The 14,687-nt window shown below is 65.2% G+C and carries 19 protein-coding genes; 15 read left to right on the plus strand and 4 right to left on the minus strand.

Annotated elements, in window-relative coordinates; genetic code table 11:
* Positions 1 to 35: 35 nt before the first annotated feature.
* From ccoN to ABS45_RS04875, 9 genes are all read left to right on the plus strand, one after another.
* Positions 36 to 1,475, plus strand: a complete 1,440-nt coding sequence (ccoN, locus tag ABS45_RS04835; protein WP_291553577.1) for a cytochrome-c oxidase, cbb3-type subunit I — start codon at positions 36 to 38, stop codon at positions 1,473 to 1,475.
* Between the two features lie 29 nt (positions 1,476 to 1,504).
* Complete coding sequence (gene ccoO, locus ABS45_RS04840; protein WP_291553579.1) at positions 1,505 to 2,122, plus strand: cytochrome-c oxidase, cbb3-type subunit II; 618 nt, start codon at positions 1,505 to 1,507, stop codon at positions 2,120 to 2,122.
* Between the two features lie 20 nt (positions 2,123 to 2,142).
* Positions 2,143 to 2,325: a cbb3-type cytochrome c oxidase subunit 3 gene (locus ABS45_RS04845; protein WP_291553581.1), complete on the plus strand. Its 183-nt coding sequence runs from the start codon at positions 2,143 to 2,145 to the stop codon at positions 2,323 to 2,325.
* Positions 2,322 to 3,242 (plus strand): cytochrome-c oxidase, cbb3-type subunit III, encoded by a 921-nt coding sequence (gene ccoP / locus ABS45_RS04850; RefSeq protein ID WP_291553584.1) that lies wholly within the window; start codon positions 2,322 to 2,324, stop codon positions 3,240 to 3,242. The genes ABS45_RS04845 and ccoP overlap by 4 nt, the downstream gene beginning before the upstream one ends.
* 64 nt (positions 3,243 to 3,306) lie before the next feature.
* Positions 3,307 to 4,695, plus strand: coding sequence for a cytochrome c oxidase accessory protein CcoG (ccoG, locus tag ABS45_RS04855; protein ID WP_291553587.1), 1,389 nt, complete (start codon positions 3,307 to 3,309; stop codon positions 4,693 to 4,695).
* Positions 4,696 to 4,699: 4 nt separating this feature from the next.
* Positions 4,700 to 4,963: a hypothetical protein gene (locus ABS45_RS04860; RefSeq protein WP_291553589.1), complete on the plus strand. Its 264-nt coding sequence runs from the start codon at positions 4,700 to 4,702 to the stop codon at positions 4,961 to 4,963.
* A 36-nt stretch (positions 4,964 to 4,999) separates the two neighbouring features.
* On the plus strand, positions 5,000 to 5,257 hold the full coding sequence (locus ABS45_RS04865; protein WP_291553592.1) for a hypothetical protein: 258 nt from the start codon (positions 5,000 to 5,002) through the stop codon (positions 5,255 to 5,257).
* Between the two features lie 107 nt (positions 5,258 to 5,364).
* Positions 5,365 to 6,399 (plus strand): lipoyl synthase, encoded by a 1,035-nt coding sequence (lipA, locus tag ABS45_RS04870; protein WP_291553594.1) that lies wholly within the window; start codon positions 5,365 to 5,367, stop codon positions 6,397 to 6,399.
* A 44-nt stretch (positions 6,400 to 6,443) separates the two neighbouring features.
* Positions 6,444 to 6,851, plus strand: a complete 408-nt coding sequence (locus tag ABS45_RS04875) for a hypothetical protein (RefSeq protein WP_291553597.1) — start codon at positions 6,444 to 6,446, stop codon at positions 6,849 to 6,851.
* On the opposite strand, the gene ABS45_RS04880 is transcribed toward ABS45_RS04875, so the two are convergent.
* Both ABS45_RS04880 and ABS45_RS04885 read right to left on the minus strand, forming a co-directional pair.
* Positions 6,848 to 7,084: a hypothetical protein gene (locus ABS45_RS04880; protein WP_291553599.1), complete on the minus strand. Its 237-nt coding sequence runs from the start codon at positions 7,082 to 7,084 to the stop codon at positions 6,848 to 6,850. The genes ABS45_RS04875 and ABS45_RS04880 overlap by 4 nt on opposite strands.
* A gap of 28 nt (positions 7,085 to 7,112) precedes the next feature.
* Positions 7,113 to 7,607: a dihydrofolate reductase gene (locus ABS45_RS04885; RefSeq protein WP_291553602.1), complete on the minus strand. Its 495-nt coding sequence runs from the start codon at positions 7,605 to 7,607 to the stop codon at positions 7,113 to 7,115.
* 61 nt (positions 7,608 to 7,668) lie between these two features.
* Here ABS45_RS04885 and nudB point away from each other — a divergent pair, with 61 nt between their 5' ends.
* From nudB to ABS45_RS04910, 5 genes are all read left to right on the plus strand, one after another.
* Positions 7,669 to 8,124 (plus strand): dihydroneopterin triphosphate diphosphatase, encoded by a 456-nt coding sequence (gene nudB, locus ABS45_RS04890; protein ID WP_291553604.1) that lies wholly within the window; start codon positions 7,669 to 7,671, stop codon positions 8,122 to 8,124.
* On the plus strand, positions 8,121 to 8,912 hold the full coding sequence (locus ABS45_RS04895; RefSeq protein WP_291553606.1) for an endonuclease/exonuclease/phosphatase family protein: 792 nt from the start codon (positions 8,121 to 8,123) through the stop codon (positions 8,910 to 8,912). The genes nudB and ABS45_RS04895 overlap by 4 nt, the downstream gene beginning before the upstream one ends.
* 7 nt (positions 8,913 to 8,919) lie before the next feature.
* Positions 8,920 to 10,149, plus strand: a complete 1,230-nt coding sequence (gene clsB, locus ABS45_RS04900; RefSeq protein ID WP_291553608.1) for a cardiolipin synthase ClsB — start codon at positions 8,920 to 8,922, stop codon at positions 10,147 to 10,149.
* A gap of 89 nt (positions 10,150 to 10,238) precedes the next feature.
* Entirely contained in the window at positions 10,239 to 10,949 is a 711-nt protein-coding gene (gene folE, locus ABS45_RS04905; protein WP_291553611.1) for a GTP cyclohydrolase I, read from the plus strand.
* A 19-nt stretch (positions 10,950 to 10,968) separates the two neighbouring features.
* Complete coding sequence (locus ABS45_RS04910; RefSeq protein WP_291553613.1) at positions 10,969 to 11,802, plus strand: DUF429 domain-containing protein; 834 nt, start codon at positions 10,969 to 10,971, stop codon at positions 11,800 to 11,802.
* Here ABS45_RS04910 and ABS45_RS04915 read toward each other — a convergent pair.
* A complete protein-coding gene (locus tag ABS45_RS04915; RefSeq protein ID WP_291553614.1) occupies positions 11,774 to 12,400 on the minus strand; it encodes a hypothetical protein in 627 nt (208 codons plus the stop codon). The genes ABS45_RS04910 and ABS45_RS04915 overlap by 29 nt on opposite strands.
* A 23-nt stretch (positions 12,401 to 12,423) precedes the next feature.
* Positions 12,424 to 13,203 (minus strand): IclR family transcriptional regulator, encoded by a 780-nt coding sequence (locus ABS45_RS04920; protein ID WP_291553616.1) that lies wholly within the window; start codon positions 13,201 to 13,203, stop codon positions 12,424 to 12,426.
* 79 nt (positions 13,204 to 13,282) lie between these two features.
* Between ABS45_RS04920 and ABS45_RS04925 the strand changes: the two genes are divergently transcribed.
* The gene (locus tag ABS45_RS04925) at positions 13,283 to 14,413 is read left to right on the plus strand and encodes a homogentisate 1,2-dioxygenase (RefSeq protein ID WP_291553618.1); all 1,131 of its coding nucleotides are present in this window, start codon (positions 13,283 to 13,285) and stop codon (positions 14,411 to 14,413) included.
* Positions 14,414 to 14,687: the final 274 nt, after the last annotated feature.

Raw genomic sequence — 14,687 nt, forward strand, 5'->3', positions numbered from 1 at the left:
GGATAATCCGCGTCTGTATTAGAGGAAACCCTTAGATGTCTACAACGAGTCACTCGATGCCGACCTATAACGACAAGGTAGTGCGCCAGTTTGCGGTCATGACCGTGGTCTGGGGCGTGATCGGCATGCTGGTCGGCGTGATCGCCGCCGCACAACTCACCTGGCCCGAGCTCAACCTGGGCATTTCCTGGCTCAGTTACGGCCGCCTGCGGCCGCTGCACACCAATGGCGTGATCTTCGCCTTTGCGTGCTCTGGCCTCATCGGCACCTCGCTCTATGTGGTGCAGCGCACCTCGCAGGCGCGGCTGTTCGGTGGCGACGGCCTTTCGGGTTTCGTGTTCTGGGGCTGGCAACTGGCGCTGGTGGGCGCCGTGATCACGCTGCCGATGGGCCTGACTTCGTCCAAGGAATACGCCGAGCTGGAGTGGCCGATCGACCTGCTCATCACCGCGGTCTGGGTGGCCTACGCCGTCGTGTTCTTCGGCACGATCTCCAAGCGCAAGATGAGCCACATCTATGTGGCCAACTGGTTCTACGGGGCTTTCATCATCGCCATTGCGCTGCTGCACATCGGCAACAACATCGAGCTGCCGGTGGGTGCGTTCAAGTCCTACTCGGCCTACGCCGGCGTGCAGGACGCGATGGTGCAGTGGTGGTATGGCCACAACGCGGTGGGCTTTCTGCTCACCACCGGGTTCCTGGGGATGATGTACTACTTCATCCCCAAGGCGGCCGAGCGGCCCATTTACAGCTACCGCCTGTCCATCGTGCACTTCTGGGCGCTGATCTTCACCTACATGTGGGCGGGGCCGCACCATCTGCATTACACCGCGCTGCCGGACTGGACGCAGTCGGTGGGCATGGTGTTTTCCATCATCCTGCTGGCCCCGAGTTGGGGCGGCATGATCAACGGCATCATGACGCTCTCGGGCGCCTGGCACAAGCTGCGCACCGATCCGGTGATCCGCTTCCTGATCGTTTCGCTGTCGTTTTACGGCATGTCCACTTTCGAGGGCTCGCTGCTCTCGATCAAGACCATGAACGCGCTCAGCCACTACACCGACTGGACCGTGGGCCACGTGCATTCCGGCGCGCTGGGCTGGGTCGGCTTCATCACCATGGGCTCGCTCTACTGGCTGATTCCGCGCCTGTACGGCCGCACCAGCATGTATTCCACGCGCGCCATCGATCTGCATTTCTGGATTTCCACGCTGGGCATCGTGCTGTATGTGGCCTCGATGTGGATCGCAGGCGTGATGCAGGGCCTGATGTGGCGCGCGGTCAACGAGGACGGCACGCTCACCTACGCCTTTGTCGAGAGCGTGAAGGCCACTTATCCGTTCTACGCGGTGCGCTTCCTCGGTGGCCTGCTGTATCTGAGCGGCATGGTGGTGATGCTCTGGAACACGCTCAAGACCATGAATGCCGGGCGCGCCCCGGTGGTTGCCGTGCCGCCGCTGGTGGCTGCCGCCTGAAGCCTGCCTGACGAAAGAGAACCCAAGACATGGCGCAAGAAGACATCCGCGGCCACGGCCGCATCGAAACCAACAACTTCCTGATGATCGTGCTGGTGCTGCTGGTCATCGCGATCGGCGGGTTGGTGGAAATCGTTCCGCTGTTTTTCCAGAAATCGACCACCCAGCCGATCGAAGGCCTCAAGCCCTACACCGCAATGCAGGTGGTGGGGCGCGACATCTACATCCGCGAGGGCTGCAACAACTGCCACTCGCAGATGATCCGCTCGCTGCAGCATGAGTCGCTGCGCTACGGGCCGGTCTCGGTGGCGGGCGAATTCGTCTACGACTACCCGCATCTGTGGGGCAGCAAGCGCACCGGCCCCGATCTGGCGCGCGTCGGTGGCCGCTACAGCGACGACTGGCATGCGGTGCACCTGAACAACCCGCGCGCGGTGGTGCCCGAATCCAACATGCCGGCCTATCCCTGGCTGGCCAAGACATCGGCCGACAGCACGACCATCCAGGCGCACATGCGCGGCCTGCGCACGCTGGGCGTGCCCTACACGGATGAAGAGATAGCCAAGGCGCCCGCCGAGGTTGAGGGCAAGACCGAGCTGGAGGCCTTGATCGCCTACCTGCAGGTGCTCGGCATCCATCGCAAATAACCGGTTGCAGGAGATACCGCATGAATGTGGAATGGCTGCACAGCCTGTATACGGTGCTCGCGTTCGTGACCTTTGTCGCGATCGCGTTCTGGGCCTGGTCGGGGCGCAACCGACCGGGCTTTGACGAGGCGGCGCGCTTGCCGCTGCTGGACGATGAGAGCGCCGCGCGCAAGGTGGTGGCTGCGGGGGAAGGCAAGTCATGAGCGACTTCACGAGCAATTTCTGGTCTCTGTACGTGGCGGGCATCACGCTGCTGGGTGTGCTGGCCTGCGCCGCGCTGTTGTGGTGGACGTTTCGGATGAATGCCGAGGTCAATCCCGACCAGTCCACCGGCCATGTCTGGGATGGCGACCTGACCGAGCGCAACAACCCGCTGCCGCGCTGGTGGGTGATGATGTTCGGCATCAGCTGCATCTTCTCGTTGCTGTATCTGCTGCTGTACCCGGGGCTGGGCACCTTCAAGGGGGTACTGGACTGGTCGCAGGACGGTCAACATGCGCAGGAGCAGCAGCAATATGAAGCGCGGATCGCACCGATCTACGCGGCATTTGCCAACCAGAGCATCGAGCAGCTGGCCAAGGACGCCAATGCCCGCGCCATCGGCGATCGGTTGTTCATGAACAACTGCGCGCAGTGCCACGGCAGCGATGCGCGCGGCAGCAAGGGCTTTCCCAATCTGGTGGACGCCCATTGGAACTGGGGCGGCAGTCCGGACGCCGTTCTGCAGACCATCGCCGACGGCCGCATGGGTGTGATGCCGCCCATGGCTGCGGCGGTGGGCACGCCCGACGAGGTGCGTGCGCTGGCCAACTACGTGATCGCGCTCTCGGGTGGCAAGCACGACGCGGCCTTGGCCGCCAAGGGCAAGGAAAAATTCGTCGTCTGCGCGGCCTGCCATGGCGAGGCGGGCAAGGGCAATCCCGCGCTTGGCGCCCCCGACCTGACCGATGGCATCTTTGCCCACGGTCCGGACAACGTGGACCATGTGGTCGAGATGATCGATCACGGCAAGATGGCGCAGATGCCGGCCTGGAAGGACAAGTTCTCGCCCGAGCAGTTGCGCGTGCTCACCGCCTATGTCTGGGGGCTGGGCGGCGGCCAGCCAGCGGCCGCGCAGTGACGCGTCTGCCATCGCCTCTTTCTGAACGCTGGTGCGGGTCGCATCGGCGTTGCGCGTGATTCGCATGGCCACCGTTGGCAGCACCGGGCCGGCGCGCGGGTACTCCAAGATCTACCCGCGCAGCGCCAAGGGCTTCTATACCCGCTGGCGCTGGTTCTTCGTCTTTGCGACGCAGCTCTTCTTCTACGGCATGCCGTGGCTGCAGTGGGGCGGGCGCCAGGCGATGCTGTTCGACATCGAGGCGCGGCGCTTCTACATCTTCGGCCTGGTGCTCTACCCGCAGGATGTGTTCTACCTCGCGGCGCTGCTCATCATTTCGGCGTTACTGCTGTTTCTGTTCACGGCGGTGGCGGGGCGCCAGTGGTGTGGCTATGCCTGCCCGCAGACGGTCTATACCGAGATCTTCCTGTGGGTGGAGGAAAAGTTCGAAGGCAACCGCGCGCAGCGCATGCGCCTGGATGGCGCGCCGCTGTCGTGGGCCAAGTTCTGGCGCAAGGGCGGCAAGCACCTGGTCTGGCTGGCGATCGGCCTGTGGACGGGCTTTACCTTCGTGGGCTACTTCACGCCGATCCGTGAACTGGCGCTCCAGGTACTGGCGTTCTCGGTGGGGTCGTGGGCGCTGTTCTGGATTCTGTTCTACGGCTTTGCCACCTGGGGCAATGCCGGTTTCATGCGCGAGCAGGTCTGCAAATACATGTGCCCGTATGCGCGCTTTCAGGGCGCGATGTTCGACCGCGACACGCTCATCGTCACCTACGTCGCCAAGCGCGGCGAGCCGCGCGGCAAGCGCTCCAAGAAGGCCGATTACAAGGCTGAAGGTCTGGGCGACTGCATAGACTGCACCATGTGCGTGCAGGTTTGTCCCACCGGCATCGACATCCGCGATGGCTTGCAGTACGAGTGCATCAGCTGCGCCGCCTGCATTGACGCCTGTGACGATGTGATGGACATGATGGGCTATCCGCGTGGCCTGATCCGCTATTCGACCGAGACCGCGATCGAGAAGGACTGGGGCAAGCGCGAGATCGTGCAGCGCGTGAAACGGCCACGCGTGCTCGTCTATGCGCTGGTGCTGGCGCTTGCCAGCGTGGCGCTGGCTGCGAGCCTGTGGCTGCGCACGCCGTTCAAGGTGGACATCATCCGCGACCGTGCAACCATGGCGCGACTGGTCAAGGGCGGCGAGATCGAGAACGTCTACCGCGTCCACGTCATGAATGCGACCGAGCAGGAGCAGACCTTTGTGCTGGCGGTCGAGGGCTTGCCGCACCTGGCATTGGCCGAGGGTACGCGCACGGCCGTGACGATAGGGCCGGAGCAATCGGCTTCGGTGCCGGTGCAACTGCGCCTGCCCCATGGCGAGGCGTCGCCTGGCTCGCATCGGATTGCGTTCGTGGTGAGCTCCGAGGGCGTGGGCACGGTGCGGGAAAAATCCGCGTTCATCGTGCCGCGGTGAGGCCATGAGCAAGCACCCGGGTCCATCGCTTGCGCAGCACCCCATGCCGTGGTGGCGTTCGGGCTATCTGTGGCTCATCATCGGGTTGACGCTGGCAATGCTTGCAGGGGGCGTGGTGACGGTATGGCTCGCATCGCAGCAGCCCCATGCGCCCGTGGCTGCGCCGCCATCGCAGGCAGAGCAGGGCGGCTCGCTGGAGCCCGCGATGCAGGCACGCAACCGGACATCGAGCCGCAACGCCAAGGCGCTGGGTACGGGAGGGGACTGAATCCCCCTCTCGCCATCACAAAAAACAGGAGGCAGGATGGCAGGCAAGAAATGGATGCTGATCGTGTGGCCCGCCTTCATGGTGGCCGCGGCGCTGGAGATGATGGTTTTCGCGGTGCTCGACCCTGAGTCACTGGCGCTGCTGGGCGAGCAGGTGGATTGGTCGCGCAATACCGTCTATTCGGTCACCTTTCTGATCTTCTGGTGCATGTTCATGCTCTGCAGCGCGATCACGCTGCAACTGGCCAGCCCGGGTACGGAGGTGAACCGGCAGCTGACCCACGAGCAGCCCTGAGCTGCGGCGCGGCGTTTCGGCACTACCGTGCAGGGGGTTGAAGGGGCGCCGGTAAAATCGCAGGTCCCTTCAGCCAGCAGGCTGCGCCTGCCCATCAGGTTTTGTCCATGCAAGCACCCGCCGCACGCCCGGCTTCCGGCACCAAGTTCACCAGCCGCCAGGGCACGCGTGCCGTCAAGGACGGCGTCAAGCCCAGCGGCCTGACGACCATCCCCAATGCCGAGCGCAAGCCCGACTGGCTGCGCATCAAGCTGCCCAACGGGGCCAAGTACCAGCAGATCAAGGAGATTGTCGATTCGCACAAGCTCTCCACGGTCTGTGCCGAATCCAAGTGCCCCAATATTGCCGAATGCTGGGGGCGTGGCACGGCCACACTGATGCTCATGGGTTCGGTGTGCACGCGCGCCTGCAAGTTCTGCTCGGTGAGCACCGGCAACCCCAACGGCTGGCTCGATCCGCTGGAGCCGGTTAACGTGGCCGACGCCGTGGCGCTGATGGGGTTGAAATACGTGGTGCTCACCTCGGTGGACCGCGACGACCTCAAGGACCTGGGCGCAGGGCACTATGCCGCCTGCATCCGAGAAATTCACCAACGCATGCCGGAGACGGCGGTGGAAGCACTGACACCCGATTTTCAAGGCCGGCACGCGCTGGTGGCCAAGGTGCTCGATGCGGGCCTGGCGACCTATGCGCAGAACCTGGAAACCGTGCGGCGCCTGACGCACCCGGTGCGCGATCCGCGGGCCGGCTACGAGCAGACGCTGGATGTGCTCAAGTTTGCCAAGGGCTATGCGCCGCAGACCATCTCCAAGACCAGCCTGATGCTGGGGCTGGGCGAGACGGATGCGGAGATCGATGAAGCGCTGGACGATATCCGCGCTGCCGATGTCGATGTGGTCACCATGGGCCAGTACATGCGGCCCACGCAGCACCATCTGCCGGTGCAGCGCTATGTTTCCCCCGATCAATTCGCCGAGTACCGCGAGATGGCGCTGGCCAAGGGCTTTGTCGAGGTGGTGGCGGGGCCGTTCGTGCGCTCCAGTTACCGCGCCGAACGCGTGCTGGAGCACAACAACGTCGGGCTCGATGAGAGCGTGCTCGAGAGCATTCGCAATTCCGCCGCCAACGCGATGCGCTGCTGATGCCGGGGATGCCTGCCAGGGTAAGTCCTTTTTCCGTCGCGGGCATGGCGGCCGTTGTCGGCGGCGGTGTCTTGGCGGCAGCCATTGCGCACCGGCCCACGCAAGGCCTGGTGTGGCTGGTGGCCTATCTGGTGCTGGTGGTGGGCGTTGCCCAATACCTGCTGGGCGCGGGGCAAACGCTGCTGGCACCCGGGGCGCCGTCCACCGGCGGACCCTGGGGCCCGTGGGTGTTGCTCAACCTGGGGCATCTGGGAGTGATCCAAGGGCGGCTGGGTGAGCAGCCTGGACTGGTGTTTGCCGCAACGCTGGCCTATGCGGCGGCCTTGCTCTGGCTGGTGTACTCGGTACGCGGCGCGCTTCGTGGCAGGCGCCTGTGGCTGTACCGGGGGTTTGCGCTGTTTCTGTTGCTCAGTTCACTGGCCGGCGTAGTGCTGACGGTGCTGCGGCGCTAGAATTTTTTCGCGTCGTAGTCCCAAGGCTGGGCTTGCTGCAGCAAGGTGCGCAGCGCGCCATCGTCCAGTTGCGCAAGCTCGTCTTCCGCTTGCGCCAGCGTGTCGGCAGCCATTGGCTGATGCAGGATGGCGCCCCCTTCCATTGCGCTGAAGACCAGCAGCATCTGCCCATAGGAGGCGTACAGCGGCGCGGCCTGCCAGCGCCGTCCGTCGGGATCGAGAAAATCGCGCATGCCATCGAGTCCTTGAAGTAAACAGACCTTACGCCAGCCGCTCGTAGCGTGCAAAGCGCAGGCCCAAGCCTTGGGCGCTGACATGGTCGCTGTGCGCGGTGAGCCGCCATTCGCTGCCAAGCGCGGGCGCCCAGGTGTCACCCTCGAATTCCTGCGCGATCTCCGTCACCTCGGCGCGTGTGGCCAGTGGCAGGGCCTCGGCAAAGATCTGCGCCCCGCCGATGACCCAGGCGGTGGAGGCGCCCGATTGCTCTGCCGTTGATAGCGCTTCGCGCAGACTGGTAGCGCGTTGAGTGCCGTTTTCGCTCCAATTTTCCTGGCGCGTGATGACGATGTTCAGGCGCCCGGGCAGCGGGCGAAAGCGCGACGGCAGCGAATCCCAGGTCTTGCGCCCCATGATGACCGGCTGGCCTTGTGTCAGTGCCTTGAAATGCGCCAGATCCTCGGGCAGATGCCAGGGCATGCTGCCCCCCTGGCCGATGACGCCGTTGGCGGCGCGTGCGTAGATCAGTGCGATTTCCATGAGGGTTTGTGCGGTGCTTGCTGGCACCCAATATAACGGCACCCTACGATAGCGCCTGTTCATGGCTAAGATTCCGCTTTCCGTCCTCGTCGTCATCCATACGCTGGATTTGCAGGTGCTGCTGATCCGCCGTGCCGATGCGCGCGAGGAGTTCTGGCAATCGGTCACCGGCAGCAAGGACAGCGTGCAGGAGAGCTGGCGCGAGACGGCGCTGCGCGAAGTGCGGGAGGAGACCGGCATCGATGGCGCGGCACCGGGCTGCTGCCTTGTCGATTGGGGCCTGGAGAACGTCTACAGCATCTATCCCCAATGGCGTCATCGTTACGCACCGGGCGTGATGATGAACACTGAGCATGTGCTGGGCCTGCGCGTCCCCGTGGCGACGCCGGTGACCTTGAATCCGCGCGAACACACGGCATATGCGTGGCTGCCGTGGCGCGAGGCGGCCGACCGCTGCTTCTCCCCTTCCAACGCCGAAGCCATCCTCTGGCTGCCGCGTTTTGAATCGCTTGCATGACCGCTGAACGCTTGGCTGAAATCGAATTTGCGCCGTCAGAGTTGCCCGCTCTGCCGGGTGGCATCCTGCGCGTGGCGACCTACAACATTCACAAGGGCGTGCAAGGTCTGGGCCCGGCGCGGCGCCTGGAGATCCACAACCTCGGGCTGGCGATAGAGCAGCTCGATGCCGACATCGTCTGCCTGCAGGAGGTGCGGGCCAGCAATCGGCGCGAGGCAGCCTACTTTGATCGCTGGCCGCAACTGCCGCAGGCGCAGTACCTTGCGCCGGAAGGCTATGAAGCCGTCTACCGCACCAATGCCTACACGCGCGATGGCGAGCATGGCAATGCGCTGCTCACGCGCTGGCCGGTGCTGGCCAGCAGCCATGAGGACATGTCCGACCACCGTTTCGAGCAGCGCGGCCTGCTGCATGTGCAGCTCAAGGTGGCGGGCCGCCTGGTGCACGCCATTGTGGTCCACCTGGGGCTGGTGCCAGGCAGCCGCATCCGCCAGGTGGCGCAATTGCAGGCCTACATCCGGCGCAAGGTGCCGGACGATGCGCCGCTGGTGGTGGCGGGCGATTTCAACGACTGGGGCAACCAGCTGGCGCAGATGCTTGCGGGCTTCGGACTGCTGGAGTTTGCCGATGCGACGAATCTGCACACCTACCCGTCGCGCCTGCCGATTGCGCGGCTGGACCATGTGTATGCGCGCGGGCTGCTGCCGCTCTCGCTGACGGTGCCGCGCGGGCGCATCTGGTGGCGCATGTCCGACCATCTGCCGCTGATCGCGGAGTTCCGCCTCTGAGCGGAGGATGGCGCGCATGGCCTTGCCACCCTATGCCGGTTCGGACCACCAGATACGGCTGCTGCAGGGCGCGCAAGAGCTGTTTCCGGCACTGATTGCCGAGATCGACGGCGCGCGCTCGGACGTGCAGTTCGAAACCTACATCTTTGACGTGACAGGCGACGGTGCCGAGGTGGCGCGGGCCCTGGAGCGCGCGGCGCAACGCGGCGTGCACGTGCATCTGGTGGTCGATGGCGTAGGCACCGGGCAGGTGGCCGAGCCCTGGGCTTCGCGCCTGGCCGATGCCGGCGCGCAGCTGCAGGTGTATTCGCCGCTGGGGCGCCTGGGGCTGCTCTTGCCGCAGCGCTGGCGGCGACTGCACCGCAAGCTCTGCGTGGTCGATGGCGGCGTGCTGTTTTGCGGTGGCATCAACGTGCTGGGCGACCATGAAGATCCGAACTGGGGGCGGCTGGCCGCGCCGCGGCTGGATTTCGCGGTACGGGTGGAGGGCACGCTGGTGGATTTCGGCAGCGTCATCATGGAGCGGCTGTGGCTGCGCATGCTGGCAGTGCACGACGTGCGCCATCGCCATCTGACCCAGGCGCTGGCCGATTGGCGCGCCGCGCAGGCGCTGCACCATCGCCCGCGCCGCGGCGCAAACGGTGGGCGCGGCATGCGTGCGGCGCTGCTGCTGCGCGACAACCTGCGCTTTCGCACGCGCATCGAGCGCTCCTACCGCCGCGCAATCGCCCAGGCGCGCGAGGAGATCATCATTGCCAATGCCTACTTCATCCCCGGCGGCAAGCTGCGCCGCGCACTGATCCTGGCGGCGCAGCGCGGTGTGCGCGTACAGCTGCTGGTGCAGGGTCGCTATGAGTATTTCATGCAATACCACGCCGCACGTCCTGTCTATGGCGCACTGCTGGCGGCCGGGGTGCAGATCCATGAATACGCCTCGAGCTTTCTGCATGCCAAGGTGGCGGTCATCGATGCGCATGGCGCCCGCCCCTGGGCGACGGTGGGTTCGAGCAACCTCGATCCGCTGAGCCTGCTGCTGGCGCGCGAGGCCAACGTGATGGTGCGCGATGCCGGTTTTGCGCAGCAGCTGCGCACGCGCCTGGTGGCTGCCATCGCGCAGGGCAGCGGGGCGCTGGACCCGTGTACCTACGCCAGCCGCCCCTGGCGCGAACGGCTGCTCGATCGCGTGGCCTGGGCGGTGATGCGGGCGGCGCTCTGGGTGACGGGGAAAAACTACTGAAACAATAGCTTTTGACGCTTTCTGAGCAAGCGCTAGAGCCTGATTTCATTCAAATTTCTGGTCTCTGAATTCACTGGTACGATCGACGCATGAGCGAACCATCCAGCCCCGTGCCCTTCGAAGGTGTGCCCGTTTCGGTCAAGATCCGCGAGCGCCTCAAGGCCGCCGGTCAGCCCTTCCTGGCCAACGACAACATCGCCGGGTTTCTTCAGCCCGGAGAGGTCGACGGCCTGCTCGACGAGGTCGAGGCCAGGATGCAAACGGTGCTCGACAGCCTGGTCATCGATACCGCCAACGACCACAACACCCGCAACACCGCGCGCCGCATCGCCAAGATGTATGTGAATGAGGTGTTTCGCGGCCGCTATGTGGCGCAGCCGCCGGTGACCGAATTCCCCAATGCAGCGCGGCTGAACGAGCTGATGATCGTCGGCCCGATCACGGTGCGCAGCGCCTGCAGCCACCATTTTTGTCCGGTCATCGGCAAGATCTGGGTCGGCGTGATGCCCAACGAGCACACCAACGTGATCGGCCTGTCCAAATACGCGCGCTTGGTGGACTGGGTGATGGGGCGACCCCAGATCCAGGAAGAAGCCATCGTGCAGCTGGCCGACCTCATCATGGAAAAAACCCGGCCCGACGGCCTGGCGGTGGTGATGGAAGCCAGCCACTTCTGCATGTCCTGGCGCGGCGTGCGCGAGATGGACAGCAAGATGGTCAACTCCATTATGCGCGGCGCCTTCCTGACCGATGCCACGCTGCGCCGCGAATTTCTGTCACTGATCCCCGGCAGGCAGTAGATCGTCGGCAGGCACGCCCGTGCTTGTCGGCGTGGATTTCACCAGCCGCCCCGCGCGGCGCAAACCCATCGTGATGGCCTGCGGTGAGCGTGATGGCGACCAGGTGCGGCTGCAGGGTCTGCGCCGCCTGGAAAGCCTGGATGCGTTTGCCCGGTGGCTTGCCGAGCCCGGCGACTGGGTCGCCGGGCTGGATCTGCCGTTCGGCTTGCCGCGCGAGCTGGTCCAAGCCCTGGGCTGGCCCACGGACTGGCGGGCCTGCATGCGGCATTACGCCAGCCTCTCCCGCGCGGAAATACGCGCGTGCTTTGCCGCGTTCTGCGCCGCTCGTCCCACGGGTGGCAAGTTCGCGCACCGCGCCACCGATGGCCCCGCGGGCTCCAGCCCCTCGATGAAATGGGTCAACCCACCGGTGGCGTTCATGCTGCATGCCGGGGTGGCACCCCTGATCGCCGCGGGCGTGCATCTGCCGGGGCTGCACGACGGTGACCGCCGCCGCGTGGCGCTGGAGGCTTATCCGGGCCTGCTGGCGCGCGCATGCATTGGCCGCACGACCTACAAGAGCGATGAGCCGCGGCGCCAGACCCCCGAGCGCGCGGCGGCACGGCGGCAGATGCTGGAGGTGCTGCAGCAGGGCGCGCCTGGTCTGGGCCTGCGCCTGGTGCTCGATGCGGATCAGCGCGAGGTGCTGGTGCAGGATGCCAGTGGCGACTGCCTCGACGCCGCGCTGTGCCTGCTGCAGGCCGCCTGGGCCGAGCGCGCGCATGCCCGGGGCGATCTGCGTTACGGCCTGCCCGGGCGCTTCGATCCGCTGGAAGGCTGGATCGTCACCGCGCCGGAGCGCTCTGCCCGTTGATCAGCGCAAGGTAAGCACTGCGTGTTGGCGGGGTCACCGATGCGATGACCTGCGCCCACGGCGTGTGCTGGCGCGCCATCAGCCGCGCGGAGGCCACGCTGCGCGATTTGCAGAACCAATGGCAGCTGTGTTGAAACAGCAGCAGCTCGGCGGTCACGGTGAAGGCTCGGTCGCGCGGGCTGACGGTGACATCGGCCAGGGCGCGGGCGATGCCTTCTGCATGGATGGTGAACGCGCGGCGCAAATCAAAGCTGGAGGACGCCAGCCATTGCGTGGCCCAGGGCAGCGAAATGGGCAGGCGGCTGGTGCGTGCGAGCGCCGCCGGTGTTTTCTGGAACTCGGTCGCCAGGCGCTGCATCTGCGCGCCCAGCTGTTCCTCGCTGCCGTGCAGCGTGCCAAGCACCTGCATGCGCCGCTCGTCCCCAGCCTCGCCCATGGCCCGCAGATAGCCCTGGATCAGCGTCTGCATCAGGCGCTCGATCTGGTAGGGCTGCAGCGCCCGGGCCAGCAGTGCGATGCGCTGGCGCTGCTGGCGGTAGTTGACGAAGTACAGCAGCCCTGCGGCGAAGAACAGCTCGAGCAAAGTGTTGGGTGACATGGGCTGGTGATTGTGCCTTGCCGTCACGCCGTTGGCGGCTGCCAGCCCATCGCCGCCGAGATGCGTCCGCAGGCGTCCCGCAAGGCGCGCGCCGCCTCGCCCTGCGCATCGGCTTGCAGCGAAGCCTGCGGACCCACGATGGTCAGAGCCAGCAGCAGATGGCCGTGCACGTCGAACACCGGCGCTGCGATGGCGTTGATGCCAGGCGCGTGCTCGCCCTCGACCACGGCGACGCCGTGCTCACGGATGCTGGCGCGAAGTGGCGCGGGGATGGCTGTCGAGGGTGGGTCGGACCAGGTGGCGAACACCCTGCCGGTGGCCGAGGTGTACAGGTCAAACACCGCACCCTGCGCCACGCCCACCGATACCCCTTGCCCCGGTTGGCACACGCGTATCGCGGTCACCCCGGCCTCGGCTTGCACGGCCACCAGGCAGGTATTGCCCAGCGATTGTGCCAGGGCGCGTGCCTCGGCGGCTGCCAGTTCCAGCCAATCCTGATGGCTCATCCAGGCCAGCGCCAGCTTGCGCATCGCAGGCCCCAGCTCGTAGAGGCCGCTGCGCGTGCTCTGTTGCACCCAGCCGGTGCGCACCAGGCTGACGAGGTAACGGTAGGCCTTGGCCCGATGCATGTCGGCCTGGCGCGCAAGCTCGGACAAACCGCAGCCCCGAGGCTGCCGGGCGAGCAGCTCAAACAACGCGAGGCCGACTTCCAGGGACTGTATGCCTGTGGGGCCAGCGGCGGTTGCTGGCGGGCTTTCGGCGGCGGAGGTGGCCCGCTTGCGGGTGCGGTCAACGCTTGACATGTCAAGAAGTATGCCTTAAATTTCGCCTGTCTCTTTAATCATAACGTTGTTAACGTAAAAGTAACATTGGAGCAAATGCATGAAGAAGTACCTCAGTTTTCCCCTGCGTGAGGGCGTGCACAGTCGTCAGGCGCACTGCGACATTCCCGACGGCTTGTATGAGCGCGAGCATGGCCGCAATGGCTTCTTCGGTCCCGCCAGCCACATCCTGCACAAGCACAAACCGACCGGTTGGAGCAAGTGGGAAGGGCCGCTGGAGCTCACGCTGCTGGACTTGAACAAGCTCGAAGACAGCGCGCCGTGCCCGTGGAAGGCGCGCCGCTTCATGCACAACGCGCAGACGCAGGTGCATTTCTGGAAGTTCGGCGCCTCCATGCCGGATCTGGCGCGCAACGGCGACGGCGACATGGTCCTGTTCTTCCACAAGGGCGAAGGCGATTTCTATTGCGACTACGGCCACATGAGCTACCGCGAGGGCGACTACATCAACATCCCGCGCGGCACGAGCTGGCGGCTGGAAACCAAGGTGCGCAACGAGGTGCTCACCATCGAGGCGACCGAGGATTTCTTCATGCTGCCCGAGCGCGGCATCCTCGGCCACCACGCGCAGTTCGATCTGGCGGCGCTGGATACGCCCAAGATCGACGACGCCTTCAAGGCCCAGTACAGCGACACGCAGGAAACCCGGGTGCGCGCCAAGCGCAGCGGCCAGGTGACCACGGTCACCTTTCCCTACAACTTCCTCGACGCGGTGGGCTGGCACGGCGACTGCGTGCCGGTCAAGCTCAACTGGCGCGACATCCGCGAGCTGCTCTCGGACCGCTATCACCTGCCGCCGACGGTGCACGCCACCTTTTTGTCGAACACCATCATCGTCTGCACCTTCGCCCCGCGCCCGATCGAGAGCGACCCCGGTGCGCTCAAGGTGCCGTTCTTTCACAACAACGACGAGTTCGACGAGTCCATCTTCTACCACCAGGGCAACTTCTTCTCGCGCGACAACATCAAGCCCGGCATGTTCACGCTGCACCCCTCGGGCTTTCACCATGGCCCGCACCCCAAGGCGTTTGCTGCGGCAGCGGCCAACAACAAGGGTGAGCGCAAGTACACCGACGAGGTGGCGGTGATGATCGACTCGCGCTATCCGCTGATCCTGGACGACGTCGCCGCCGTCAAGGTGCCGAACTACATCGACTCCTGGAAAGAGTAAGCACCAGGGCTTGAACCTGGAAACGGCAGTTGGCCGCTTGGGTGAAAGCGCTATGCACTCGCCAGCACCACTGTTGCCGCGCCATGCGGCGTTGCTTCTCCTTGCAGGCAGTAGCCTGCGTCGTCGTCGCGTCTTGCCTGGCACGCCATCAGCGGCACTGGCGGGCGCATCCAACGGCCGTTTCCAGGTTGAATGAAAAAGCGCTGCAGGGCTTGTGCCTTGCAACGCCTTTTTTTGATAGCTTGACCCGCATGATTCATGCGGGCTGGAGCCA

This window comes from Comamonas sp. SCN 65-56, from assembly GCF_001724135.1.
Lineage (GTDB): Bacteria > Pseudomonadota > Gammaproteobacteria > Burkholderiales > Burkholderiaceae_C > Comamonas_C.

Bases quoted from the DNA above. Each gene is read 5' to 3' on its own strand.
- ccoG (WP_291553587.1), top strand. From the start codon at position 3,307: ATGGCCACCGTTGGCAGCACCGGGCCGGCGCGCGGGTACTCCAAGATC.
- ABS45_RS04865 (WP_291553592.1), top strand. From the start codon at position 5,000: ATGGCAGGCAAGAAATGGATGCTGATCGTGTGGCCCGCCTTCATGGTG.
- folE (WP_291553611.1), top strand. From the start codon at position 10,239: ATGAGCGAACCATCCAGCCCCGTGCCCTTCGAAGGTGTGCCCGTTTCG.
- ABS45_RS04915 (WP_291553614.1), bottom strand. From the start codon at position 12,400: ATGTCACCCAACACTTTGCTCGAGCTGTTCTTCGCCGCAGGGCTGCTG.
- ABS45_RS04885 (WP_291553602.1), bottom strand. From the start codon at position 7,607: ATGGAAATCGCACTGATCTACGCACGCGCCGCCAACGGCGTCATCGGC.
- ABS45_RS04875 (WP_291553597.1), top strand. From the start codon at position 6,444: ATGGCGGCCGTTGTCGGCGGCGGTGTCTTGGCGGCAGCCATTGCGCAC.
- ABS45_RS04895 (WP_291553606.1), top strand. From the start codon at position 8,121: ATGACCGCTGAACGCTTGGCTGAAATCGAATTTGCGCCGTCAGAGTTG.
- ABS45_RS04880 (WP_291553599.1), bottom strand. From the start codon at position 7,084: ATGCGCGATTTTCTCGATCCCGACGGACGGCGCTGGCAGGCCGCGCCG.
- ABS45_RS04860 (WP_291553589.1), top strand. From the start codon at position 4,700: ATGAGCAAGCACCCGGGTCCATCGCTTGCGCAGCACCCCATGCCGTGG.
- ccoN (WP_291553577.1), top strand. From the start codon at position 36: ATGTCTACAACGAGTCACTCGATGCCGACCTATAACGACAAGGTAGTG.
- ABS45_RS04925 (WP_291553618.1), top strand. From the start codon at position 13,283: ATGAAGAAGTACCTCAGTTTTCCCCTGCGTGAGGGCGTGCACAGTCGT.
- clsB (WP_291553608.1), top strand. From the start codon at position 8,920: ATGGCGCGCATGGCCTTGCCACCCTATGCCGGTTCGGACCACCAGATA.
- nudB (WP_291553604.1), top strand. From the start codon at position 7,669: ATGGCTAAGATTCCGCTTTCCGTCCTCGTCGTCATCCATACGCTGGAT.
- ABS45_RS04920 (WP_291553616.1), bottom strand. From the start codon at position 13,203: ATGTCAAGCGTTGACCGCACCCGCAAGCGGGCCACCTCCGCCGCCGAA.
- ABS45_RS04845 (WP_291553581.1), top strand. From the start codon at position 2,143: ATGAATGTGGAATGGCTGCACAGCCTGTATACGGTGCTCGCGTTCGTG.
- lipA (WP_291553594.1), top strand. From the start codon at position 5,365: ATGCAAGCACCCGCCGCACGCCCGGCTTCCGGCACCAAGTTCACCAGC.
- ccoP (WP_291553584.1), top strand. From the start codon at position 2,322: ATGAGCGACTTCACGAGCAATTTCTGGTCTCTGTACGTGGCGGGCATC.
- ccoO (WP_291553579.1), top strand. From the start codon at position 1,505: ATGGCGCAAGAAGACATCCGCGGCCACGGCCGCATCGAAACCAACAAC.